At 70.3% G+C, this 23,792-nt stretch carries 25 protein-coding genes; 14 read left to right on the plus strand and 11 right to left on the minus strand.

Features of this window, described 5'->3' with window-relative positions:
* Positions 1-22: 22 nt before the first annotated feature.
* The 8 genes from HW837_RS22025 to HW837_RS22060 all read left to right on the plus strand — a co-directional run bounded on the left by HW837_RS22025 (position 23) and on the right by HW837_RS22060 (position 8,218).
* Positions 23-1,075: a BMP family lipoprotein gene (locus tag HW837_RS22025; protein ID WP_045562894.1), complete on the plus strand. Its 1,053-nt coding sequence runs from the start codon at positions 23-25 to the stop codon at positions 1,073-1,075.
* A 280-nt stretch (positions 1,076-1,355) separates the two neighbouring features.
* Positions 1,356-2,945 (plus strand): ABC transporter ATP-binding protein, encoded by a 1,590-nt coding sequence (locus HW837_RS22030; RefSeq protein WP_093790388.1) that lies wholly within the window; start codon positions 1,356-1,358, stop codon positions 2,943-2,945.
* Positions 2,945-4,069 carry an ABC transporter permease gene (locus tag HW837_RS22035; protein ID WP_045562892.1) on the plus strand — a complete coding sequence of 375 codons (1,125 nt, stop codon included), beginning with the start codon at positions 2,945-2,947 and terminating at the stop codon, positions 4,067-4,069. Before HW837_RS22030 ends, HW837_RS22035 begins: the two co-directional genes overlap by 1 nt.
* Positions 4,066-5,340 carry an ABC transporter permease gene (locus HW837_RS48770; RefSeq protein ID WP_045562891.1) on the plus strand — a complete coding sequence of 425 codons (1,275 nt, stop codon included), beginning with the start codon at positions 4,066-4,068 and terminating at the stop codon, positions 5,338-5,340. The genes HW837_RS22035 and HW837_RS48770 overlap by 4 nt, the downstream gene beginning before the upstream one ends.
* Positions 5,337-5,744: a cytidine deaminase gene (locus HW837_RS48775; RefSeq protein WP_045562890.1), complete on the plus strand. Its 408-nt coding sequence runs from the start codon at positions 5,337-5,339 to the stop codon at positions 5,742-5,744. The genes HW837_RS48770 and HW837_RS48775 overlap by 4 nt, the downstream gene beginning before the upstream one ends.
* Positions 5,745-5,822: 78 nt before the next feature.
* Positions 5,823-7,106, plus strand: coding sequence for a thymidine phosphorylase (locus tag HW837_RS22050; protein WP_093790432.1), 1,284 nt, complete (start codon positions 5,823-5,825; stop codon positions 7,104-7,106).
* 98 nt (positions 7,107-7,204) lie between these two features.
* Complete coding sequence (locus HW837_RS22055; protein ID WP_045562889.1) at positions 7,205-7,789, plus strand: Uma2 family endonuclease; 585 nt, start codon at positions 7,205-7,207, stop codon at positions 7,787-7,789.
* Positions 7,790-7,831: 42 nt separating this feature from the next.
* On the plus strand, positions 7,832-8,218 hold the full coding sequence (locus HW837_RS22060) for an STAS domain-containing protein (RefSeq protein WP_093790387.1): 387 nt from the start codon (positions 7,832-7,834) through the stop codon (positions 8,216-8,218).
* Here HW837_RS22060 and HW837_RS22065 read toward each other — a convergent pair.
* Positions 8,111-9,115: a sigma-70 family RNA polymerase sigma factor gene (locus tag HW837_RS22065; RefSeq protein WP_093790386.1), complete on the minus strand. Its 1,005-nt coding sequence runs from the start codon at positions 9,113-9,115 to the stop codon at positions 8,111-8,113. The genes HW837_RS22060 and HW837_RS22065 overlap by 108 nt on opposite strands.
* A 241-nt stretch (positions 9,116-9,356) precedes the next feature.
* Positions 9,357-10,622: an MFS transporter gene (locus tag HW837_RS22070; protein WP_045562887.1), complete on the minus strand. Its 1,266-nt coding sequence runs from the start codon at positions 10,620-10,622 to the stop codon at positions 9,357-9,359.
* Between the two features lie 63 nt (positions 10,623-10,685).
* Between HW837_RS22070 and HW837_RS22075 the strand changes: the two genes are divergently transcribed.
* On the plus strand, positions 10,686-11,675 hold the full coding sequence (locus HW837_RS22075) for a LysR family transcriptional regulator (protein WP_193382492.1): 990 nt from the start codon (positions 10,686-10,688) through the stop codon (positions 11,673-11,675).
* An 80-nt stretch (positions 11,676-11,755) separates the two neighbouring features.
* On the opposite strand, the gene HW837_RS22080 is transcribed toward HW837_RS22075, so the two are convergent.
* A complete protein-coding gene (locus HW837_RS22080; RefSeq protein ID WP_045562885.1) occupies positions 11,756-12,526 on the minus strand; it encodes a prolyl oligopeptidase family serine peptidase in 771 nt (256 codons plus the stop codon).
* A 113-nt stretch (positions 12,527-12,639) separates the two neighbouring features.
* Here HW837_RS22080 and HW837_RS22085 point away from each other — a divergent pair, with 113 nt between their 5' ends.
* Together HW837_RS22085 and HW837_RS22090 are read left to right on the plus strand one after the other, a co-directional pair.
* Positions 12,640-13,803, plus strand: coding sequence for an adenosine deaminase (locus HW837_RS22085; protein WP_045562884.1), 1,164 nt, complete (start codon positions 12,640-12,642; stop codon positions 13,801-13,803).
* 133 nt (positions 13,804-13,936) lie between these two features.
* Entirely contained in the window at positions 13,937-14,305 is a 369-nt protein-coding gene (locus tag HW837_RS22090) for a hypothetical protein (RefSeq protein WP_045562883.1), read from the plus strand.
* Between the two features lie 61 nt (positions 14,306-14,366).
* On the opposite strand, the gene HW837_RS22095 is transcribed toward HW837_RS22090, so the two are convergent.
* The 5 genes from HW837_RS22095 to afsQ1 form a co-directional block, all read right to left on the minus strand.
* The gene (locus HW837_RS22095; protein WP_045562882.1) at positions 14,367-14,567 is read right to left on the minus strand and encodes a PspC domain-containing protein; all 201 of its coding nucleotides are present in this window, start codon (positions 14,565-14,567) and stop codon (positions 14,367-14,369) included.
* 124 nt (positions 14,568-14,691) lie between these two features.
* Positions 14,692-15,246: a VanZ family protein gene (locus tag HW837_RS22100; protein ID WP_045562881.1), complete on the minus strand. Its 555-nt coding sequence runs from the start codon at positions 15,244-15,246 to the stop codon at positions 14,692-14,694.
* A 166-nt stretch (positions 15,247-15,412) separates the two neighbouring features.
* A complete protein-coding gene (locus HW837_RS22105; RefSeq protein WP_045562880.1) occupies positions 15,413-16,051 on the minus strand; it encodes a hypothetical protein in 639 nt (212 codons plus the stop codon).
* A 50-nt stretch (positions 16,052-16,101) separates the two neighbouring features.
* Positions 16,102-17,640, minus strand: coding sequence for a sensor histidine kinase (locus HW837_RS22110; RefSeq protein WP_272897509.1), 1,539 nt, complete (start codon positions 17,638-17,640; stop codon positions 16,102-16,104).
* Between the two features lie 47 nt (positions 17,641-17,687).
* Positions 17,688-18,365 (minus strand): two-component system response regulator AfsQ1, encoded by a 678-nt coding sequence (gene afsQ1 / locus HW837_RS22115; RefSeq protein WP_013001223.1) that lies wholly within the window; start codon positions 18,363-18,365, stop codon positions 17,688-17,690.
* A 265-nt stretch (positions 18,366-18,630) separates the two neighbouring features.
* On the opposite strand from afsQ1, the gene HW837_RS22120 reads away from it, so the two are divergent.
* Entirely contained in the window at positions 18,631-19,401 is a 771-nt protein-coding gene (locus tag HW837_RS22120; protein WP_078853941.1) for a SigE family RNA polymerase sigma factor, read from the plus strand.
* Between the two features lie 227 nt (positions 19,402-19,628).
* Here the strand turns inward: HW837_RS22120 and HW837_RS22125 are convergent, their stop codons facing one another.
* Positions 19,629-20,258: a uridine kinase family protein gene (locus HW837_RS22125; protein WP_045562878.1), complete on the minus strand. Its 630-nt coding sequence runs from the start codon at positions 20,256-20,258 to the stop codon at positions 19,629-19,631.
* A 147-nt stretch (positions 20,259-20,405) separates the two neighbouring features.
* On the opposite strand from HW837_RS22125, the gene HW837_RS22130 reads away from it, so the two are divergent.
* Entirely contained in the window at positions 20,406-20,813 is a 408-nt protein-coding gene (locus HW837_RS22130) for a hypothetical protein (protein ID WP_193382491.1), read from the plus strand.
* Positions 20,814-20,887: 74 nt separating this feature from the next.
* Here HW837_RS22130 and HW837_RS22135 read toward each other — a convergent pair whose 3' ends face one another.
* Entirely contained in the window at positions 20,888-21,139 is a 252-nt protein-coding gene (locus tag HW837_RS22135) for a type II toxin-antitoxin system RelE family toxin (protein ID WP_193382490.1), read from the minus strand.
* Positions 21,136-21,390, minus strand: a complete 255-nt coding sequence (locus HW837_RS22140; protein WP_133049980.1) for a type II toxin-antitoxin system Phd/YefM family antitoxin — start codon at positions 21,388-21,390, stop codon at positions 21,136-21,138. Before HW837_RS22140 ends, HW837_RS22135 begins: the two co-directional genes overlap by 4 nt.
* Before the next feature lie 196 nt (positions 21,391-21,586).
* On the opposite strand from HW837_RS22140, the gene HW837_RS22145 reads away from it, so the two are divergent.
* The gene (locus HW837_RS22145; protein WP_193382489.1) at positions 21,587-23,686 is read left to right on the plus strand and encodes an AIPR family protein; all 2,100 of its coding nucleotides are present in this window, start codon (positions 21,587-21,589) and stop codon (positions 23,684-23,686) included.
* Positions 23,687-23,792: the final 106 nt, after the last annotated feature.

Below are 23,792 nucleotides of genomic sequence, written 5' to 3' on the forward strand. Positions count from 1 at the left end.
TGTACGACAGGAGCACCACAACATGCGCCGGGTTTCCCGCCTCGCGGTCGCGGGCGCAGCGACCGCCTCCCTCGCCCTCGCCCTCTCCGCCTGTGGCGGCACCTCGACGGACGCCTCGTCGTCCGCCGACTCCAAGGGCGACCTGGGCCTCGCCATCGCGTACGACGTCGGCGGCAAGGGCGACCAGTCCTTCAACGACGCGGCCTACGCGGGCCTGGAGCAGGCGAAGAAGGAGTTCGGGTACAAGACGCAGGACATCGAGCCCACCGAGGGCGAGACGGACGCCGACAAGGAGCAGCGCCTGGTCTCCCTGGCGAAGCAGGGCTACAACCCGGTCGTCGGCGTCGGTTACGCCTACGCGACGGCCGTGAAGGCCGCCGCCGAGCAGTACCCGGACACCACCTTCGGCATCGTGGACGACTCCACGGTCCAGCTGGACAACGTCGCGGACCTGGTCTTCTCCGAGGAGCAGGCCTCGTACCTCGCGGGCGTCGCCGCCGCCAAGAGCACGAAGACCAATGTCGTCGGCTTCGTCGGCGGCGTCGACATCCCGCTGATCCACAAGTTCCAGGCGGGCTTCGAGCAGGGCGTCAAGGACACCAACGCCAAGGCCAAGGTGCTCACGCAGTACCTCACCCAGACGGCCGAGGAGGGCGGCTTCTCCAGCCCCGACAAGGGCAAGACGGCCGCCGAGGGCCAGATCGAGAAGAAGGCCGACGTCGTGTACGCGGCGGCCGGTCTGTCCGGCCAGGGCGTGATCGAGGCCGCCGCCGCGAACAAGATCTGGGCGATCGGCGTCGACTCCGACCAGTACAGCCAGGAAGCCCTCGCGAAGTACAAGGACTCCATCCTGACCTCGGCGACGAAGGACGTCGCCAAGGCGGTGTACAACCTGGCGAAGTCGGTCGAGGACGGCAAGCCCGCGACCGGTATCGTCAGGGGCGATCTGAAGACCGGCGAGGTCGGCCTCGCCGACTCCAACCCGAAGTTCAAGAGCGACACCGAGCTCCAGGAGGCCATCGCCACGGCCAAGGAGAAGATCATCAGCGGCGAGATCAAGGTCAAGACCAGCTGATCCACGGTCGAGACCGACCCAGCACACCATGAGCAGCCGGACGGCCCAAGGGGGGTCTCGGACGCCACCGAGGCCCTCCCGAAGTCACCGGTAACCGCGGGGTTACGTCCGCTCAACGGGGCACGGGGAGTATCGCTCCCTGTACCCCGTTGTCCCGGTGCGTCGCCGCCCATTTTCGATGCCGTAGGGGCGCTACGCGCGTAGACGACCCCCTTTCCCAGGAGAGTGCGCCATCAACGCGTCCAGCAGCCCTCCGGCCGACGCGGCGGTCAACGACTCGGTGACCGCCGTCGAACTCGCCGGGATCACCAAGCGATTCCCCGGCGTCGTGGCCAACCACGACATCCACCTGACCGTCCGCAAGGGCACCGTCCACGCCCTCGTCGGGGAGAACGGCGCCGGCAAGTCGACCCTGATGAAGATCCTCTACGGCATGCAGAAGCCGGACGAGGGCACCATCGCGGTCGACGGCGAGCAGGTCTCGTTCTCGTCCCCCGCCGACGCCATCGTGCGCGGCATCGGCATGGTGCACCAGCACTTCATGCTCGCCGACAACCTCACGGTCCTGGAGAACGTGGTCCTCGGCAGCGAGAAGCTCCACGGCATCGGCGCCAAGGCCCGCCGCAAGATCAAGGAGATCTCCGAGCGGTACGGCTTCGGGGTCCGCCCCGACGTCCTGGTCGAGGAGCTGGGTGTCGCCGAGCGCCAGCGCGTGGAGATCCTCAAGGTCCTCTACCGGGGCGCCCGCACCCTGATCCTCGACGAGCCGACGGCCGTCCTGGTGCCCCAGGAGGTCGAGTCCCTCTTCGCCAACCTGCGCGAACTGAAGGCACAGGGCCTCGCGGTCATCTTCATCTCGCACAAGCTGGGCGAGGTGCTGTCCGTCGCCGACGAGATCACCGTCATCCGGCGCGGCACGACCGTCGGCACGGCCGTCCCCGCCGAGACCACCCCGCGGCAGCTCGCCGAGCTGATGGTCGGCAGCGAACTGCCCACCCCGGAGACGGCCGAGTCGACGGTCACCGACCGCCCGGTCCTCACCGTCAAGGACCTCCGCCTGGAGGCCGTCGGCGGGAAGGCGCTGCTCGACGACATCACCTTCACCATCCACGCGGGCGAGGTCCTGGGCCTGGCCGGCGTCGAGGGCAACGGCCAGACCGAGTTGGTCGACGCCCTCATCGGCCTCAAGGCCGCCGACTCCGGCACGATCTCGCTCGCCGACGAGGAGATCACCGCCTGGGCCACCCGCAAGCGCCGCGAGCAGGGCGTCGGCTACATCCCCGAGGACCGCCACCGGCACGGTCTGCTCCTGGAGGCCCCCCTCTGGGAGAACCGTATCCTCGGCCATGTGACCGAGCGGCCCAACGCCAAGGGCGTCTGGCTCGACCCGAAGGCCGCACAGGAGGACACCCGCCGGATCGTCGCCGAGTACGACGTCCGCACCCCCGGCATCGACGTCACGGCCGCCTCCCTCTCCGGCGGCAACCAGCAGAAGCTGATCGTCGGCCGCGAGATGAGCCACAAGCCGCGCTTCCTGATCGCCGCCCACCCCACCCGCGGTGTGGACGTCGGCGCGCAGGCCCAGATCTGGGACCAGATCCGCGAGGCCCGCCGCGAGGGCCTGGCCGTGCTGCTGATCTCCGCCGACCTCGACGAGCTGATCGGTCTGTCCGACACCCTCCGGGTGATCTACAACGGCAAGCTGGTCGCCGACGCCGACCCGGCCACCATCACCCCCGAGGAGCTGGGCTCGGCCATGACCGGCGCCGCCACCGGCCACCTCGAACACGAGGAGACCCCCGGATCCCCGCAGCCCCCGGCCGACGGTCCGTCGAAGACCCTGGACGCCCCGGAAGACGAGGCCCGCTGATGAAGAAGTTCGACAAGGAGCGCGTGCTCCTCGCGGTGGCCGGACCGGTCCTCGCGCTCGCCGTGGCCTTCGTGCTGACCGCCATCGTGCTGCTGGCCTCCGGCAAGAACCCGGTCGAGCCGTTCACGATCATGTTCGAGCAGGCCACGTTCTCCGACATCCAGGTCCGGATCATCAACCAGGCCTCGCTGTACTACATCGCCGCCCTCGCGGTCGCCATCGGCTTCCGGATGAACCTGTTCAACATCGGTGTCGACGGCCAGTACCTCCTGGGTGCCATGATCACCGCGATCGTCGGCGCCCACGTCGACCTGCCCGCGTTCCTCCAGATCCCGCTGCTGATGCTCACCGCGATCTGCACCGGCGCGTTCTGGGCCTCCATCGTCGGTGTCCTCAAGGTCACCCGCGGCGTCAGCGAGGTCGTCTCCTCGATCATGCTGAACGCGATCGCGACCTCCGTCATCGGCTACCTCTGGCTGCCGAACGTCTTCGGCGTCAAGGTCGGCAACAACAACACCACCGGCGAGATGGCCGAGTCGGGCTGGGTGCCCGGCATCGACCTGGGCAAGGCCGGCGAGATCTACGGCCTGGTCCTCCTGGCCGTCCTCCTCGGCATCGGCTACTGGATCGTCATCAACCGCACCCGCTTCGGCTTCGACCTGCGGGCCTCCGGCGCCTCGGAGTCGGCCGCCGCGGCCAGCGGTGTCGACCCCAAGCGCATGATCCTCACCGCCATGCTGATCTCCGGCGGTGTCGCGGGCCTCGCGGGCCTGCCGATCCTGCTCGGCGACACCCACACCTACAGCCTCAACTTCCCCACCGGTATCGGCTTCCTCGGTATCGGCATCGCTCTCCTCGGCCGCAACAGCCCCGTCGGCATCGCCTTCGCCGCCCTGCTCTGGGCCTGGCTCGACAAGGCCTCGCCGGAGCTGGACTTCCACGGCTACGACAAGGAGATCGCGGTCATCATGCAGGGCCTGATCGTGCTCTCGGTCGTCGTCTCCTACGAGACCGTCCGCGAGTGGGGCCTGCGCCGCCAGCAGCGCCGCGTCGGCGCCGAGCTCGCCGCCGGGAACGTCCTCGGCGCCGACAACAACACCACGAAGGAGGTGGCTGGCCGATGACCACGAGCACCACCGCGACCGACCTCAACCAGCCCTCGCTGGAGCCGACCGCCCCCACCGGGCGCAAGATGTCGCTGCCCGTGCTGCTGCTGGTCATCGCCGGCGTCCTGGCACTCACCTCGATCGTCCGCATCATCACCGGTGCCGACGGCATCACCAACGTCAGCCAGATGTCCACCGCGCTGGAGCTGGCCGTCCCGATCGGCCTCGCCGGCCTCGGCGGTCTGTGGGCCGAGCGCGCGGGCGTCGTCAACATCGGCCTCGAAGGCATGATGATCCTCGGCACCTGGTTCGGTGCCTGGGCGGGCTTCCAGTACGGCCCGTGGACCGGCGTCCTGGTCGGCATCGCCGGCGGCGCGATCGGCGGTCTGCTGCACGCCTTCGTCACCGTCACCTTCAACGTCAACCACATCGTCTCCGGCGTGGCGATCAACATCCTCGCCCTCGGCGCCACCCGCTACCTCGCCCCCCTCGCCTTCGAGGGCCACCAGGGCGGCTCGGCCAAGCAGTCCCCGCCGGTCGAGTCCATCGGTGACTTCACGGTGCCCGGACTGTCGGACGCGCTCCAGACCCTGAACGAGAAGGGCTGGTTCTTCGTCTCCGACCTCGCCGGTCTGCTCGGCGGTCTGGTCACCAACGTCTCGTGGCTGACCCTCGTCGCCGTCGCCCTGATCCCCGCCACCTGGTGGATCCTGTGGCGCTCGGCCTTCGGTCTGCGGCTGCGCTCCTGCGGTGAGAACCCGGTCGCCGCCGAGTCGCTCGGCGTCAACGTCTACAAGTACAAGTATCTCGCCGTGATCATCTCCGGCGGTCTGGCCGGCCTCGGCGGAGCCTTCCTCTCCATCGTCGCCAACCCCTTCTACCTGGAGGGCCAGACCAGCGGCCGCGGCTTCATCGGTCTCGCCGCGATGATCTTCGGCAACTGGATGCCGGGCGGCCTCGCCCTCGGCGCCGGCCTCTTCGGCTACACCGACAGCCTCAACCTGCGCGGCGGCTCCGAGAACGTCCACGCCCTGCTGCTGCTCGGTGCCCTCCTGCTGGTCATCGGCGCGATCTGGCAGGCCGTGCGCAAGAAGTACGTCGCCGCCGCGATCACCTTCGTCGTCGGCGCCCTGGTCTTCACCTGGTACGCGACCACCAACGAGGTCCCCAACCAGGTCGTCGCCGCCACCCCGTACGTCATCACCCTGATCGTCCTCGCGCTCTCCGCCCAACGCCTGCGGATGCCGAAGGCGGACGGACTGCCGTACCGCAAGGGACAGGGCAAGTGACCGCCGGCGCACCGGCCGAGGCCGACTGGGACGAGCTGCGCGCCCTCGCACGGGACGCCATGTCCCACGCGTACGCCCCGTACTCGGGCTACCCGGTGGGCGTGGCCGCCCGCGTCGACGACGGCCGCACGGTCTCCGGCTGCAACGTCGAGAACGCCTCGTACGGTCTCGGCCTGTGCGCCGAGTGCGGACTGGTCTCGGAGCTGCAGCGCACGGGCGGCGGGCGGCTGACGCACTTCACCTGCGTCGACGGCAAGGGCGAGATCCTCGTGCCCTGCGGCCGCTGCCGACAGCTGCTCCACGAGTTCGGCGGCCCCGGACTCCTGCTGGAGACCCCGGCGGGGATCGTCCCCCTCTCGGAGATGCTGCCCCAGGCCTTCGGCCCGGACCATCTCACCAAGTGACTCCCGTGCGGCCCCTCCTGACGAACGGTCGGAGGGGCCGCGCACTTCCCAGACCCTGGAAGGACAGCCATGACGTCTCTGTCGATGGATGCCATCTCCGTCATCCGCACCAAGCGGGACCGCGGCGAACTCAGCGACGAACAGATCGACTGGGTCATCGACGCGTACACCCGCGGCGAGGTCGCCGACTACCAGATGGCCGCCCTCAACATGGCGATCCTCCTCAACGGCATGGACCGCCGCGAGATCGCCCGCTGGACGGCCGCGATGATCGCCTCCGGCGAGCGCATGGACTTCTCGTCCCTCTCCCGCCCCACCGCCGACAAGCACTCCACGGGCGGCGTCGGCGACAAGATCACGCTGCCCCTGGCGCCCCTGGTGGCGGCCTGCGGCGCGGCCGTCCCCCAGCTCTCCGGCCGGGGCCTCGGCCACACCGGAGGCACCCTGGACAAGCTGGAGTCCATCCCCGGCTGGCGCGCCCTGCTCTCCAACGAGGAGATGCTGAACGTCCTGGACGAGGTCGGCGCGGTCATCTGCGCGGCGGGCGACGGCCTGGCCCCGGCGGACAAGAAGCTCTACGCCCTCCGCGACGTCACGGGCACGGTCGAGGCCATCCCGCTGATCGCTTCCTCCATCATGTCGAAGAAGATCGCGGAGGGCACCGGCTCCCTGGTCCTGGACGTGAAGGTGGGCACCGGGGCCTTCATGAAGACCATCGAGGACGCCCGTGAGCTGGCGTCGACGATGGTGGGCCTCGGCACCGACCACGGTGTGAAGACGGTCGCCCTCCTCACGGACATGTCGACCCCGCTCGGCCTCACCGCCGGCAACGCCCTCGAGGTCCGCGAGTCGGTCGAGGTCCTGGCGGGCGGCGGCCCGGCGGACGTCGTGGAACTCACCGTCGCCCTGGCCCGCGAGATGCTCGACGCGGCCGGAGTGAAGGACGCCGACCCCGCGAAGGCGCTGGCCGACGGCTCGGCGATGGACGCCTGGCGCCGCATGATCGCCGCCCAGGGCGGAGACCCGGACGCCCCGCTCCCCACCTCCCGTGAGCAGCACGTGGTGAAGGCGACCGCCTCCGGCGTCCTGACCCGCCTCGACGCCTACGACATCGGCATCGCCGCCTGGCGTCTCGGCGCCGGACGCGCCCGCAAGGAGGACCCGGTCCAGGCCGCCGCGGGCGTCGAACTGCACGCCAAGCCCGGCGACACGGTGACCGAGGGCCAGCCCCTGCTGACCCTGCACACCGACACGCCCGAGCGCTTCGACTACGCCCTGGAGGCCGTGGAGGGCTCGTACGACATCGGGGCGCCGGGCACGGCGTTCACGGCGTCGCCGGTGGTGCTGGAACGTATCGCCTGACCTGCGCTTCTCCCGATCGGGTGAACGGGATCGGTGGACCGGCGCCGGTCCCGTTCGGCATGCTGTAGTCGGTGACGCACCGATTGGAGAGAACCGCCATGAGCGCACTCACTGTCGACCACGACCCCGAGCAGAGCTGGGACGACCTCGTCCGGTTCTGGGAGGAGATGGAGTGGCCCGAGGGCAGCAAGGTGGAGATCATCGAGGGGATCATCACCGTGTCACCTGCTCCCGCGTACCGCCACAACGTGATCGCGGCACGTATCCAGCGTCGCCTCTACTCCGTGATCCCCGAGGACTGGGAGGTCTTCCAGACGCTGGCCATCGCCGTACCCTCGCGCTTGGGCATGCTCATGCCTGACCTCGTTGTGGCCCCGGTGCGGGAGGACACGGACACCGACACCCATATCCCGGCCGCCCTTGCTGAACTCGTCGTGGAGGTGACGTCAAGGTCCAACGCCCGCCACGACCGGGTCAGCAAGCTCGCCGCCTATGCCACCGCCGGCATCCCGCTGTACCTCCTCGTCGACCGCTGGGGCCCCGACGGTCCCACGGCAACGCTCTACGGCGAACCGAAAGGCAGCGTCTACCGGCCACTGAGCACCGTCAAGTTCGGCGAGGCCATCGAGATCCCGGCCCCCTTTGACGTCACCATCGACACCAGCGTCTTCCCCGACAAGTAGCGGCAGGACAGCTCGTCCGCCCGCGCGGCGGCACGCTCGCCGATGAATTCGGCGGTTCCCCGCGGTCTACCGATCGTGGACGCGACGACACCCGCCGTACTCGTGCTGCCAGGCCCCGTCACCCGGGACGAGGTGCCTCGGCTCTGTGCCGAGGTACGCGCGCGACTGGAGGGGACCGGGGGCGGGATCGTGCTCTGCGACGTCGCCGGTATCGGTCCGCCGGGCCTGGCCGCCGTCGACGTACTGGCCCGGATGCAGCTCACCGCCCGCCGGGCCGGGGGCCGGATCCGGCTGCGGGACCCCGACCCGGCGCTGCGCGCGCTACTGGGCCTGGTCGGGCTTGCCTTCGAGGTGGAGGGGCAGGTCGAAGAGGGGGAACCAGCGGGCGGTGTCGAGGAAGCAGTGGAATCCGGCGATCCGGCCCGCTGAGATCTCCAGCACCTGGACGGCCCACGCGCTGAAGCCGCCCTTCTCCGGATCCGGTTTGTACTGCGCGAAGCCCGGCAGTCCGTTGACCGCGACCGGCACCAGATGGGATCCGGCGCAGGGCGCGCCGAGGGTGGTCATGAACCCGGTGATGTCGCCGGTGCCGGTCAGCCACAGGTCGAACGGCGGCATCGTCATGACCGCGTCCTCGTGCAGCAGGGCCGTCAGCGCCGCCATGTCGTACCCCTCGAAGGCGGCCACATAGCGCTCCAGCAGCTTCTGCTGGTCGTCGTCGAGCGGGTCGGAGACATCGGCCGGCGCGACCTGCCCGTCGCCCTCGGCGAGGGTGGCGCGGGCCCGCTGGAGCGCGCTGTTCACCGAGGCGACGGAGGTGTCGAGCAGCTCGGCGACCTCGCTGGCCTTCCATGCCAGCACCTCACGCAGGATCAGCACCGCCCGCTGCTTGGACGGCAGCTTCTGCAGCGCGGCGACGAACGCCAGCCGCACCGACTCCTTGGCCACGGCGGCCTCCGCCGGGTCGTCGGTGGTCGGCAGCACCCGGGCGTCCGGCACCGGCTCCAGCCAGGTGTTGTCGGGGCGGGGGGAGAGGGCGGCCTGCGCGAGCGGCGTCGAGTCGGTGAGGTCCATGGGCCGTGCCCTCTTGTTCCCCGCGGTCAGCATGTCGAGGCAGACGTTCGTGGCGATGCGGTAGAGCCACGACCGCAGGGAGGACCGCCCCTCGAACTTCTCGTAGCTCCGCCAGGCCCTGATCATCGTGTCCTGCACGGCGTCCTCGGCCTCGAAGGACGACCCCAGCATCCGATAGCAGTACCCGGTCAGCTCGACCCGGTGTTTCTCCAGCCGGACGTCCAGTTCCGCCGTCGCCGTACCGTCGCTCATGGCCAACCCACCCCTGTGGCTCACTCCGTCGCACGCACCCTTGCGCACCACCTCGGAAGCTACCGCAGCCCACTGACAACGGCCTGGCGAAGGGGTGAAGGAGCAGGTCAGGGGTTCGTGGGCCCGGGGCGAAAAGCACGGGGCGCAGCCCCTGCTCTTCAGGGGCGCGGGGAACTGCGCGAGAAGCCCCACCGGACGCGCGCCGACCCACCCACCCCGCGCGGCGCGCGAAGCGCAAACCTCAGTGAACCCGCACCGGCGCCCGCCGAGCCGCACGCGACCCCACCACAGTGATCCCCACAACCCCCACCACAGCCAGCAGTCCCAGCGAAACCGTCCCGCCCCAGCCGCCCGCGTGGAACGCGACCGCACCCAGCGTGCTGCCCGCGCTGGAGCCCACGTAGTACGCCGACTGGTACAGCGCCGACGCCTGCGCCCGCCCCTCCTTCGCCGTGTGGCTCACCGACGACGACGCGGCGGCGTGCCCCGCGAAGAAGCCGGCGGTGATGAGAACGAGGCCGAGCAGGACCAGCGGGAGCGCGTCGGAGAGCGACACCAGCAGTCCGGCGGTCGTCGTGCCGCCCGCCAGGTACAACGCGCCCCTGCGCCCCAGCCGGCCCACCAGCTTCCCGGCGGTGGACGCCGACACCGTACCCACCAGGTACACGAGGAAGATCGACCCGATGACGCCCTGCGGCAGCGAGAAGGGCGCCTCGGTCAGCCGGTAGCCGATCACCGTGTACACGGCGCCGAAGACCGTCATGAACAGCGCGCCGATCGCGTACAGCCGCCGCAGCAGCGGGTTGGCGAGGTGCGCCCGGACCGTGCGGGCCAGGACCCCGGGCCGCAGTGACCCGGCGACGAAGTGCCTCGGCGCGGGGAGCAGCAGCCGGAACGCCACCGCGCACCCGACCGCGATCACCCCGAGCACGCCCAGCGCGACCCGCCAGCCCCATTCCTGGGCGACCCATCCCGTGACGACCCGCCCGCTCATGCCGCCGACGCTGTTGCCGGCGACGAAGAGACCGATCGCGGTGATGAGGGCCTTGGGCCGCACCTCCTCGGCGAGGTAGGCGGTGGCGGAGGCCGGCACCCCGGCCAGCGCGGCACCCTGCACGGCCCGCAGCACCACCAGCGCCCCCAGCGAGGGCGCGAAGGGGATCAGCAGCCCGACCGTCACCGCGACCGCCAGCGAGCCGGTCATCACCGTACGTCGCCCGAACCGCTCCGACAGCGCGCTCATCGGCAGCACGAACAGCGCCAGCGCGCCCGTCGCCGCCGACACCGTCCAGCTGGCCGCGCTCGCCGTCGTCCCGAAGCCGTCCGAGACCAGCGGCAGCAGCGCCTGCGTGGAGTAGAGGAGAGCGAAGGTGGCGACACCGGCGAGGAACAGCGCGAGGCTCATCCGCCGGTAGCCGGGCCCGCCCGGGGCCACACGGGAATCGACGGGGGTGCTGACTGATCCGGCGCCCACCCTGGTGGACGCCTCGGTACTCGCGGAAGGCATGCCTCGAAACTACGTACGCCGTTCCTCATCCGTCCATTGCATGGAACGGTCATAATCGTTCCTGTGACGCATCAGCAGAGGTCAGGGCCGCGGCTGTCACCGTCCGGTGACACAGAAGACATCGAGCGCTCCGAGCACACCGAGGACATCGAGGACATCGTCCTGCGCCTCGCCCCCCGCCTCGCCTACTTCGCCGGGGTCGCCCGCACCGAGCACGTCACCCGTGCCGCGCAGGAGATGCAGGTCCCGCAGTCGACGCTGTCGCGGGCGATGGTCCGCCTGGAACAGGACCTGGGCGTCGACCTGTTCGCCCGCCGGGGGCGCACGGTCTCCCTCACGCACGCCGGCCGCACCTTCCACGCCTCCGTCGAGCGCGCCCTCACCGAGATCGAACGCGCCGCCGACGAGGTCCGCGCCGACGCCGACCCCGCCACCGGCAAGGTCGCCTTCGGCTTCCTGCACACCATGGGCGCCGAGACCGTCCCCGGCCTCCTCCAGGCCTTCCGCGCCGAGCACCCCCGGGTCCGCTTCAGCCTCGTCCAGAACTACGGCGAGGCCATGCTCGAACGCCTGCGCGCGGGCGAACTCGACCTCTGTCTCACCTCACCCGTCCCGGACGCCCCCGACCTGGTGGCCCGCCGGCTCGACGAACAGAAGCTGCGCCTCGTCGTCCCCGCCGACCACCGTCTCGCCGCCCGCAAGCGCGTCCGCCTCGCCGAGGCCGCCGACGAAACCTTCGTCACCCTCGAACCCGGCTACGGCATGCGCCGCATCACCGACGACCTCTGCAAGGAGGCCGGCTTCAAACCCCGCGTCGCCTTCGAGGGGGAGGAGGCGGAGACCCTGCGGGGCCTGGTGGCGGCAGGCCTGGGCGTGGCCCTCCTGCCCCCACCCGCCGTCCCGCGACCGGGCGTCGTCGAGCTGACGGTCACCGCCCCGAGAGCGGCCCGCGAGATCGGGGTGGCCTGGCTGGACGGCCACCCCGACACACCCCCGGTCGCGGCCTTCAAGAAGTTCCTGCTGTCGAGAAGGGGCCGCCTCCTCCACGACTGACGCGAGCCGCGGCCGCGCCCCTCCAGGGGCGCGGGGAACCGCGCGACCAGCCACCCACGGCCCGCAGCCGCGAGACGACATCAACCAGCTCGACGCGAGCGCTGCCGCCCGAAGCCGGAGGCGAGCGGCATCCGCAACCCCAACGGCGGCGGCGCCGCGAGCGCGTCCTCCACAGGCCGGGCGAACGTCCTCCCGAACAGCACCCCCATCACGAAGTCCGCGGCCAGCGCGTGCACCTCGTCCCGGTACTGCGTCAGCCCGTGGCGATCCGCGTGCACCTCGAACCGGCAGATGCCGGGGTTCGTCTTCTTCGCCCGCGCCGCGAACCGGAACGACAACTCGGGATCCACCCGCTCGTCGTTGGTCCCGTGCACGATCAGCACCCGCCGCCCGGCCAGCTGTTTCACCGGTTCGGGCGGCGCCGCGACATCCTCCTCGGGCAACCAGGGAGCGATGGCCAGCACGGAGTTGACGGCCTCGTGCCCGCCCGCGTGCAGCGCGGCCCGCGCCCCCATGTGCAGCCCGGCCAGACACACCGGGACGTCTCCGTAGCGCCGGACGACCTCGTCCACGGCCCACTCGGCGTCCCGCGCCAGCCGCGCCTGGGACCCGTTCCACCCCCGGTAGCGGTAGTGCACGACATGCGTGGCCAGTCCCTCCGTACGGCCCGCGCGGGCCAGCCGGCGGCCGAGGGCGCGCACGGAGGCCGTGGCCATCACGGAGGAGGGTCTGCGGGTGGATGCCTCGTCGCCGGCCGGCAGGAGCAGGACGACCCCGCCGACCGTGCTCGGCTCCGGGCCGATCGTCCGCCCAAGTCGGGGCGTACGTACCGGCATTGCTTGCTGCGCCATGACAGAACAGTGTCAGAAGAGATGGTGTACGCCACCCTTCGTGTGGGTCACCGTTGGGTATCGACGACACCGCCCGACAGGCGCTCTACGCGCGTAGGCTATATCGTGCGAAAATGACGAACCAGACCGACCCGACCGGTAACACCCCGGACTCGGACCAGATCCGCCGGGCGCCCAAGGTTCTGCTGCACGACCACCTCGACGGCGGCCTGCGCCCCGGAACCATCGTCGAACTCGCCCGCGACCGCGGGTACTCCCAGCTCCCCGAGACCGACGCCGACCGCCTCGGCACCTGGTTCAGCGAGGCCGCCGACTCCGGCTCGCTGGAGCGGTACCTGGAGACCTTCTCCCACACCGTCGCCGTCATGCAGACCCGCGACGCCCTCGTCCGCGTCGCCGCCGAGTGCGCCGAGGACCTCGCCGCCGACGGCGTCGTCTACGCCGAGATCCGCTACGCCCCCGAGCAGCACCTCGAAGGCGGGCTGACCCTCGAAGAGGTCGTCGAGGCCGTCAACGAGGGCTTCCGGGAAGGCGAGCGCCGGGCCAGGGCCGACGGCCACCGCATCCGCGTCGGCGCCCTGCTCACCGCCATGCGGCACGCGGCCCGCGCCCTGGAGATCGCCGAACTCGCCAACCGCTACCGCGACCTGGGCGTCGCCGGCTTCGACATCGCGGGCGCCGAGGCCGGTTACCCGCCCACCCGCCACCTCGACGCCTTCGAGTACCTCAAGCGCGAGAACAACCACTTCACCATCCACGCCGGGGAGGCCTTCGGACTCCCCTCCATCTGGCAGGCCCTGCAGTGGTGCGGCGCCGACCGGCTCGGCCACGGCGTCCGCATCATCGACGACATCCAGGTGCACGAGGACGGCTCCGTGAAGCTCGGCCGCCTCGCCTCCTACGTCCGCGACAAGCGCATCCCGTTGGAGCTCTGCCCCAGCTCCAACCTCCAGACCGGTGCCGCCCGTTCGTACGCCGAGCACCCCATCGGACTGCTGCGGCGACTGCATTTCCGGGCCACCGTGAACACCGACAACCGGCTGATGTCCCACACCAGCATGAGCCGCGAATTCGAGCACCTTGTCGACGCTTTCGGTTACACGCTCGACGACATGCAGTGGTTCTCGGTCAATGCTATGAAGTCAGCATTCATTCCTTTCGATGAACGACTGGCCATGATCAATGACGTGATCAAGCCCGGATACGCCGAGCTGAAATCCGAATGGCTGTTCCGTCAGACCGCCTCCACCAGCGGTTCTGTCGACGAACAGGGCTGAACAGCGGCATCGGGAAGCGGTCGCGCCGACGGCGACGCGGCCGCTTTTCGATGTTTGCCTCCGGCGGGACTTTGGTGTTTACGTTTCGGCACCGCTCACCACCCGCCAAACGCATTCCAAGGACGCATTCAACATGAAGCAGTCTGCTGCCAAGACCCTCGGTGTCGCCGTCGTCGGTGCCGCCATCGCCGCCGCGGGCGCGGGCGCCGCGAACGCCGCACCGGGTGCCCCCGACGCCTCCCAGGCCCTCGGCACCGTCACCCAGGCGCTGCCCGTGGAGAACGTCACGAAGGTGCTGCCGGCCGCCTCCGGCGCCCTCGCCCAGGGTCAGAGCGCGCTCGGCGCCGGCCTCGAAGCCGCCCAGCCCGCCGCCACCAACGTCCTCGCCGAGGGCCCCACCGCCCCCGTCGCCGGACTGCTCGGCGGCCTCCCCGTCGGCAAGACCCTCCCCGCCAAGGGCCTCGGCGTCAACGGCCTGCCCCTCGGCGGCGGCGCCGCCTGAGGCGCGTCACCACAGCCGTACGGGGCGCACCCACGAAGGGTGCGCCCCGCCGGTGTGCGTGTCACCAGGCCGCGCGGGCCTTGCCCTCGGCGGGGAACAGGATCCACAGGGCTATGTACAGCAGGAACTGCGGGCCCGGAAGCAGACACGACACCAGGAAGATCACGCGCATCGTGGTCGCGGAGGTGCCGAAGCGCCGTGCCAGCGCGGCGCACACTCCGCCGATCATGCGGCCTTCGGTGGGGCGGGCAAGGCGGCTCATGAGGGCTCCTTCGTCAGCGTAGGACGTCGACCGCGGGCCGACGGTGGGGCGGAGCCTCGAAGCGGCCACCGCTCTCTTTTCCACACCTTCGACGCTACGGTGACGAAGCGGACGAAGCGTCCCTCTACGGGGCCATCCCGACCCTGGGAATCGTCGGGGTCAGACCCTGAGGCAACTCCTCGGGGCGCGACCGGTCCTCCCGCACCCGGGTCGCGGCCCTCCGCCGCAACGCCGACCTGACCGCCGGGACGACCGCGAGATGGGCGAGGCCCACGCCGACCGAGTTCAGCAGGATCGAGTCGATGTCGACGACCTGACCGGGCACCCCGGTCTGCAGCAGCTCGATCGCCAGCGACAGCAGCGCCCCCGCCGCGACCGACCGCGCCAGCGAGGCGAACGGTGACCCGGCGAGCCTGCCGTGCAGCATCGGCAGCAGGACGCCCAGCGGGGCGAGCAGCGCCAGCCCCTCACCGATGCGATGGGCCGCCTCGGGCCAGCCGAGCGCCAGATCCGCTCTGATTCCTGCGAACGGCCGCAGATTCGCGGGACTCATCCAGGTGACGTCCAGCGGACGCAGCGTGATCCAGGCAACGACCGCGAGATGCGCGACGAGGAGGACACCCCCCGCCGCACGGACACGGACCCCGGCGCTACCGCCGTTCGTACCTTGAGGCTGCACGCCCCCCAAGACGCGGCCCCCGGCACGATCGGTTGCAGGGACTTTTTTGAGGCTCGGTTCGCCTCCGGGGCGCTGCTCACTCGCCGACCCTGTTGTAGTTGCCCTGACAGTGGGCCTCTGGGGGTGGGCCGCCCGTGTTCGACCGGCGACCGCGCCTGCGCGGCCGTCAGGAGCCGTTGATCTCCTCGGAAGGGGGGTTGCCCTCGCCCGGGGACGACTCGGTCTCCTGCGTGCACTCGTAGCGGCGTAGCGACTCCGCGCTCGTGCTGCCCAGGACCACCGAGCCGTTGTCGCCGGCGGCCGCCGAGTCGGCGAAGGTGCAGACGATCTGGGCCAGGGCGTATTTGGGGAGGGAGTCGGGGGAGGCGGACAGGCGGAGCGTGTCCTCGGGGTCGCCGGGGGAGGGGCCCGTGACCGTCAGGCCGGGCGGGACGGCCGTGCTGTAACCGGCCTCGTCCTCGACCTCACTGGGGTCGCCGGCGAGGGCGTCCAGCAGGCCCTGGGCGACGACGACACGCCGCCGGGCCTCCTCGGTGCCCTCGGCGACCTGCATCGAGCGGTTGACGCGGACGAGCGCCCCGGAGCAGAGCAGGAACACCTCGACCGGCACACCGGCGGGGGTCGCCTGGGGCGAGAGGTCCGTCGCCGACAGCTCGCACGGCACCATCGAGGGTGCCGGACCGAAGTCCGTCGGCACCTGGGTGGCGCGGATGCCGCAGCCCGCGAGGAGGCCGGCGAGGGCCCCGGTCGCGGCCAGGACCCGTACGCGTCGCCCGCGCGAGCGCCGTGTCCCCGCGTCCGGCACGCGCGTCCCCCGGGGTTCGGCGTCGGCTCGTCCTCGTGCGCTTCGTATCGTCACTTCCCGTCCCCCTCGGTGCCCTGCGTGCCGCCGTCGCTCTCGCCGTCCCGTTCCTTCGCGACCAGGGAGGCCGCGTCGCGGGGCAGGCGGAGGGTGAACACGGCGCCGCCCTTGGGGGAGTTGGCGGCGGTGATCTCGCCGCCGTGGATGTGGGCGTTCTCCAGGGCGATGGACAGGCCGAGGCCGCTGCCCTCGGAGCGGGGGCGGGAGGCGCTCGCCTTGTAGAAGCGGTCGAAGACGTGCGGGAGGACGTCCTCGGGGATGCCGGGCCCGTGGTCCTGCACCTCGATGAACAGGTTCTCGCCCTCCGTGCGCACCGAGACGCGCACCGGGGAGCCGCCGTGCTTGAGCGCGTTGCCGATCAGGTTCGCCAGGATCACGTCCAGGCGGCGCGGGTCCAGGTTGATGATGACGCCGCGCTCGGCGTTCAGCTCCACCGCGTCCAGCCAGGCGCGGGCGTCGATGCACGCGGTGATCTGGTCGGCGATGTCCACGTCGTCGAGGACGAGCCGGGCCGTGCCCGCGTCGAAGCGGGTGACCTCCATCAGGTTCTCGACCAGGTCGTTCAGGCGGCGGGTCTCACTGACGACGAGGCGCACCGCCGGTTCGATCATGGGGTCGAGGCTGCCCGTGTCGGCGTCCAGCTCCTCCTCCAGCACCTCCGTGACGGCGGTGATCGCCGTCAGCGGCGTACGGAGTTCATGGGACATGTCGGCGACGAAGCGGCGGGAGGCCTCCTCGCGGGCGCTCATGTCGTCGACCTTCTTCTCCAGGGACTCCGCCGCGAGGTTGAACGTGCGGGAGAGGTCGGCCAGTTCGTCCGTGCCGGAGACGCGCAGCCGGGTGTCGAGCTTTCCCTCGCCGAGGCGCCGGGCGGCCACTCCGAGGCGCTGCACCGGCTTCAGCACGGTCGTCGCGGCGGCCTGCGCGAGCAGCGCCGAGCCGATCAGCGACAGGCCCGTGGCGATACCGAGGGACCAGGCGAGGGAGTTGAGGTCCTTCGCCTCCTCCGCGAGGGACTTGCGCATGTAGCCGGTCGGCCCGCCGCCGATCATCTTCGCGCCGCCCACCAGATACGGGGTGTCGCCGTCGATGACCCGCTGCCAGTACACGTGGTACGCGTGCTTGTTGCCCGAGGTGAGTTTCTGCCGCTTGTTGACGGCCTTCTGCAGCGACGCGGGCACGTCCTCCAGCGAGAAGCCGGTGAGCGCGTTGTCGGTCGAGGATCCGGAGACCGTCTCGCCGTCCGCGCCCCGGGCGATCAGCAGCACGCTGGAGCGCTCGCCGCCGTCCGCCATCTTCCGCGCCGCGACCCGCAGTTGGTCCTGCGTCGGGTTCGGGCGCAGGGTGCTCACATGGCTCTGCATCTCGCGCTCGAAGTCGTTGAGCGCCGCGTCCTGCGCGCGCGTCTGCACGGCCTCGCGGTTGAGCCAGTAGGCGATAGCGGACGCCGACACGGCGGCGGTGAGTGCCACCAGACCGAAGACGACCACCAGACGCAGCCGCAGACTGGTGAACCGGATCCGGGACTGCACTGTCCTGCGAGCCGCGGCCCAGCCGCGGATCCCCCCTGAAGCCTTCGTCACTGAGGCGTGTCCAACCGGTAGCCCACGCCGCGCACGGTACGGATCAGGGTCGGCGACGACGGCACGTCCTCGACCTTGGCGCGCAGCCGCTGCACACACGCGTCCACCAGACGGGAGTCGCCCAGGTAGTCGTGCTCCCACACCAGACGCAGCAACTGCTGCCGGGACAGGGCCTGTCCCGGGCGACGGCTCAGCTCCAGGAGCAGCCGCAGCTCGGTGGGCGTCAGCTGGAGGTCCTCGCCGTTCTTCGTCACGGTCATCGCCGCGCGGTCGATCACGAGGGAACCGAAGGTCGCCGCGTCGTTGGCCTCGCGCTCACCGCGCCGCAGCACCGCGCGGATGCGGGCGTCCAGCACCCGCCCCTGCACGGGCTTCACCACATAGTCGTCCGCGCCCGACTCCAGTCCCACCACGACGTCGATGTCGTCGCTGCGCGCGGTGAGCAGGATGATCGGCAGCTGGTCGGTGCGCCGGATCCGCCGACACACCTCGAAGCCGTCGATGCCAGGCAGCATCACGTCCAAAACGATCAGATCCGGCCGCTGTTCGCGCAGCAGCTTGAGACCATCCTCGCCGGTGGCGGCGGTGGCGACACGGTGCCCCTGGCGCGTCAGTGAGAGCTCCAGGGCCGTGCGGATGGCGTCGTCGTCCTCGATCAGCAACAGGGAAGGCACGGGCTCATTCTGGCCCATGGCATGGCGCCGAATCGACCGTTGGAGCGCTCCCACCCGACACCCGCACACGATCGTGCCGTTCGAGTAGCCGTACGACTCTTCTCTGTGATCGACCTGTGCCCCGTCTGGGCCGCACCCAGGGGTCCGACCCCTGTGACAGGTCTGTGACAGTCGGCGGACAGAGCCATGAAGGTGAAGCGGCAATCTTTTCGGCACAGGCAAGGAAGCACGCCGAAGACCGGAACTCCACGACGGGGGGCGCGAGATGAACACGCTGCACAGCACCAGCACTAGCGCAGTTGTCACGCGGCTCCACGACGTCGTCGTCCGGAACGCGGAGAAGTCCGGTGCCGTGAGCGGGCGGGGGTGCGCTCGCGGCACCGGGCGTCAGCACACGACGTTCATGTCGGTGGTTGACGCACACGTGGGGGGAAGCACCACGGGGGCGACGGGGGTCGCCCACGGGGGAACGGGGACCGCGTACGGGGAGGGCACGGGGGAACGCCGGTCTGTGTCGGAGGCGGAGTTCACCGCCTACGTCCAGGAGCGTCGTGCCTCCCTGTACGCAACCGCCTACCACCTGACCGGAGACCGCTTCGAGGCCGAGGACCTGCTGCAGAGCGCGCTGTTCTCGACCTACCGGGCCTGGGACCGGATCAGTGACAAGGCCGCGGTCGGGGGCTATCTCCGCCGCACCATGACCAATCTGCACATCAGCGCGTGGCGCCGCCGCAAGCTGAACGAGTACCCGACCGAGGAGCTGCCGGAGACGGCCGGCGACACGGACGCGATGCGCGGCACCGAACTGCGCGCCGTCCTGTGGCAGGCGCTCGCCCGGCTCCCCGAACTCCAGCGGACGATGCTGGTCCTTCGTTACTACGAGGGCCGCACCGACCCGGAGATCGCGGAGATCCTCGACATCAGTGTCGGCACGGTGAAGTCCAGCATCTGGCGGTCCCTCCGCCGGCTGCGTGAGGACGAGGTCCTCAGCTTCGGCCGTGACGAGGAGGAGTCCTTCGGGGAGCTTGTCGCCTGAGGGTCTGTGGGGGGGGAGTAAGTAACGGGGGAAAAGCGGGGGGAGCACGGGGGAGAGCGGGGGGCACGGGGGAACGGGGAACGTCACGGTGGCGCGGGGGAGCGCCGGTGTGACACGTGGGGGGATCACGGGGGAAGCGGGACTGGAGGGCCGGGGGGTCCGTCCAGTCCCGCTTTCATGTGCGCCTCAGGTCCGCCCTCGGGGCGGGCCCGTGTTCAGGCGCCGGCTCAGGCCGGGGCCTTCGCGACGCGGCCCGCCGCGGCCGCCGCCAGACGGCCCAGGGCCTCGTCGCGGTCGCACGGGTGGGCGCCCAGCTCCGTCTGCCGGGCCACGATCGAACGTTCCAGCCGCATGAGCCGCCAGCCGCGCCGCAGCAGGAACGGCACCGATTTGCGGCCCTCCTTGAGGTCGCGCAGGAAGCGGCGGCGGAACGTCTTCACCGGACCGCGGGTCAGACACAGCGCGTCCGCCAGCAGGCCGAGTTCACGGCAGCGGCCGACGATCTCGGCGGCGAAGATGCCCTCGGCGATGAACACCGGTGTCCGCCCGATCCGCAGGGCCTCCGCGCCGGTCCGCGCGCTGAGGGAGATGTCGTACGCCGGGACGGTCGTCCGGCTCGTACGGCACAGCTCCTCGATCGCCGCGACAGCGGTGTCCGCGTCCCACGACAGCGGGTGGTCCCAGTCGATGTCCGTGCTGCCCTCCACCTGCGGCAGCGTCGGGTCGTGGCCCTCCTTGTAGAAGTCGTCGAGCCGCAGCACGGGCAGGCCGGAGCGGGCGGCGAGGAGGGACTTGCCCGAGCCGGACGGACCGGACAGCAGGACGACTCGGGTCGGTATCGGAGGATGCGAACTCACGAGAGTCCAGTGTGAGGCATCGCGCGGCTCCCGCCGAGACGGCGGGTCGCCCTTGGAGCACACATCACACCTCAACTACCTTACGTGTTGCCATGATTACTTTCCGGAGCGGGAAGTGATCGTAGAAAAGAGAAGGTGACAACGCTGATGGCTCGACACTCGGCCCCCCAGAACTCCACCGCCCGGCGCGCGTTGCTGGCCGCCGCCACCGCCGGGGTCGCGCTCGGCGCGGGCGCGGGTACGGCCGCCGCCGCGGACGACGCGGCCCCGGTCGTCGACGTGATGCGGACCCGGCCCACGTCGCTGGGGAAGATCGACCCGCAGGCGGGCCTCCAGGCCCTGACCGGCACGGTCGGCTACGTCACCGGGCCGGTCGCGGGGCTCAAGCCCAACCCGCTCGCGGGCACCGGGGTCGATCCTCTCGACAACGGGGTGGGGACACAGCTCGCCGACTTCCAGCCGCTGACGTCGACGGCGCTGACGGGGCCGGTGGCCCAGGCGCCGTCGGTCGGGAGCATTCCGGTGGTGGGGCCGGTGGTGGGTGGGTTGCGCTGAGCTGTCGGGTGCGCGGTGAACCCGTGAAGAAGTGAGTCGACCCCCTTCGTCCGAAGGGGGTCGACTCACTTTGTTCAGACGGTACGGCCCAAGTGGGTGATCATGATGTGGATCACGTCGTTGTCGATGATGTACAGAACCCGGTAGTCGCCGACGCGCAGGCGACGGATGTCGGGTGACCCGTACGGAGTCGACGCCGCTGGACGGGGGTCGTGGGCCAGTTTGTCGATGGTGTCGAGGACCAGGGCGAGGCCGCTCGGGTCTTCCTTCAGGAACCGGGCTGCCGAGTCAAGGGCGTGCGGCTCGAAGACGATCTCGTACGTCACTGCTGTTCGAGCCCCAGCCGTCGACGAACCTCGGCCATCGGAATGCCGGGCCCGAGAGTTCCCTCCGCCTTGCGCCGCTGGTAGTCCGCCACCGCAAGGGCGTCTTCGAAGTCCTCTATCACCTGGGGTGACACAAGGAGCGCGGCCACGTGACCGTGGTCGGTGAGTGCGATGGTCTCGCGCCCGTGGGCGGCGCGGCGGACCAGGTCGCCGAGCTGGGAACGGGCGGCGCTGATGGCGATCTCAACCATGAGCGCATGGTTGCACAAGATTATTCTTGTATGCAATTGATTCGACTGTGTGTTTCCTGGGGCATGGCTGATCGTGGGGGCCCAGGTGTTCCGTCGAAACGGTAGGAACGCCAGTCGGCTGCCGGGATAGCCTCGTCGGGGCGGCGCTTGAAAGGGTGTGTCGCCGCGCACGCATTCATGAAGTCGAGGGGAACCCGTGGCGTACCCGGTCCAGGTCCGGAACCTGCGCAGGAAGCTGATCGAGCGGTTCCGGCCGCTGGTCGACATGGAGGATGTCGCGGGCAGGGCGGACGAGGAGCAGATGTTCCTCAGTCGTGCGGTGGCCGCACTGGCGGTCAAGATCGAGACGGCATGTTCCGACGAAGAGGCCGGCCGGTCCGTGATCGACAGCTCCACGGACAAGGGTGTCGACGCGGTCTCGGTGCAGCAGCGGGGTGAGCGGCAGCACGTCACCCTCGTGCAGGCGAAGTGGAACGACAAGGGTGAGGCCGGATTCGGCGAGCATGACGCCGCCGCGTTGATACGTGGGCTCGACTACCTGCTGGAACTGGAGTTCCACCGCTTCGGCAGCAAGATCGACCGGCACTCGGCGGCCATTGACGCGGCACTCAACAGCCCCTCGCCCAAGGTGACTCTGGTGCTGGCGCTCGTGACCGGCACCGAACTGCACCAGAACACCAAGGACTTCCTCAACGAGTCGGTCGACAAGCACAACTTGGACGACGACCTCGTGGAACTCAAGGTCATCAACCTGCGCGATCTCCACCGGGAGATCCTGGGCGACCACGCCGAGCGGAAGGTCGACTTGGACGTGCAGGTCGATGGCGTAGGAAAAATCGATTCCCCGTACACCGCCTACTACGGAACGGTCTCCGCCGAGGCGGTTGCCGCGTGGTACGACGATCACGGCCGCCACCTCACGGCGCGCAACATCCGCGACGCTCTCGATGTCAGCGACGTAAATGACAAGATTCGCACCACCCTGGTGAAGGAGCCCGAACACTTCTGGTACTTGAGTAACGGGATCACGCTGCTCTGCGACCGGATTCGCAAGCACGGCAAGGGGGCCCCGGTGGCGGGGGCCGGTGCCGGATTCCGGCTGGAGGGCGCCAGCCTCATCAACGGGGCGCAGACGGTGAGCGCCGTGTACCGCGCGATGCAGCAGAGGCCCGGCAAGGCCGCCCTCGGGCGACTCCTGGTGCGGATCATCTCCTTGGAGGACTGCCCCGAGGACTTCGGTGACCGTGTCACCGTGGCCGCCAACACCCAGAACCCCACCCAGGAGCGGGACTTCCGGTCGCGCAGGCCGGAACAGTTCGATCTCCGGCACGACTTCGCGCTCTCGCTGGGGCTCCAGTACGTGATCAAGCGAGGGGAGCCCGAGCCGGCCTACGACGAGGGCTGCACCATGGAGGAGGCGGCCATCGCCTTGGCCGCCGCCGACTCTCCCGGTCTCGCCGCCCAGGCCAAGCGGGACGCGTCGACCCTGTGGGGGGTACGCACCTATCGGCAGCTTTTCGGGGCGCACCCGACTGCCCACCGGGTGTGGCGCTGCGTTCAGTTGCTGCGTGCGGTGCGGGAGGCGCTCGAACGAGAGAAGGAGAGTGCTGTCGGGCGCCTGGCGGGTGCCGCCGCCTACGGAGATCTGCTGATCACCCATGTGCTCTACCGAGCGATGCACGTCGCGGACTTCGATGAGGAGAAGGCGACGGACGCGGCGTGGGAGGCGTGCCTGGCCGAGGTGCCGGACCGGGTGCGGCGTGCCCTCGCCTGGATGGTGATCGTCATCGACGGCGCGTACGGCCGCAACAGTCAGCTCGGTACGGCGGTCCGGACCGAGGAACGTGCCCAGCTGGTGACAGACGGTCTGTATGCCCGGGTCCTCGGCAACGAAGAACCGCCCAGTGACGAGGAGTCCAGGCTGGACCAGGAGCCCGGAACCGGTACGCGGGTGACCAACGCGGTGTGGGTGATCGTCGACGCGGAGCGCCTCCGGGACGGGACGGTGCTGGAGTTCCGCCCGGTGACCGGTCCGGAGCGCAGGCAGCTGCCCCGGTGGATCGAGGAGGATCCGCGCAGGGCTCGTGCCACCTGGCAGAACAACAAGGTCAAGCCGCTTGTGTGGGCCGTGGACGGCAAGGCGTATGCCCCCTCCACGCTGGTGCGTCTGATGCGGCGGACGGCGATGGGCAACGATCAGCAAGTGCAGGGCACCCGGCACTGGCATGTGCCGGAACTCGGGGCGCTGGTCGACATCGCGAAGGAGCTGAGGGTGAACGGCGACACCGGCGACTGACACGACCGTCAGATGGGCGGGCGCGACGGTAGGTGCCCGGCGCGGAAGGGGGAGGATCCGCTTCCACGCTGGCCTAGTCTTGGGCGGTGCCGCCGTATGGTGACAG

The sequence above is a fragment of the Streptomyces caniscabiei genome, from assembly GCF_014930365.1.
Classification (GTDB): domain Bacteria; phylum Actinomycetota; class Actinomycetes; order Streptomycetales; family Streptomycetaceae; genus Streptomyces; species Streptomyces caniscabiei.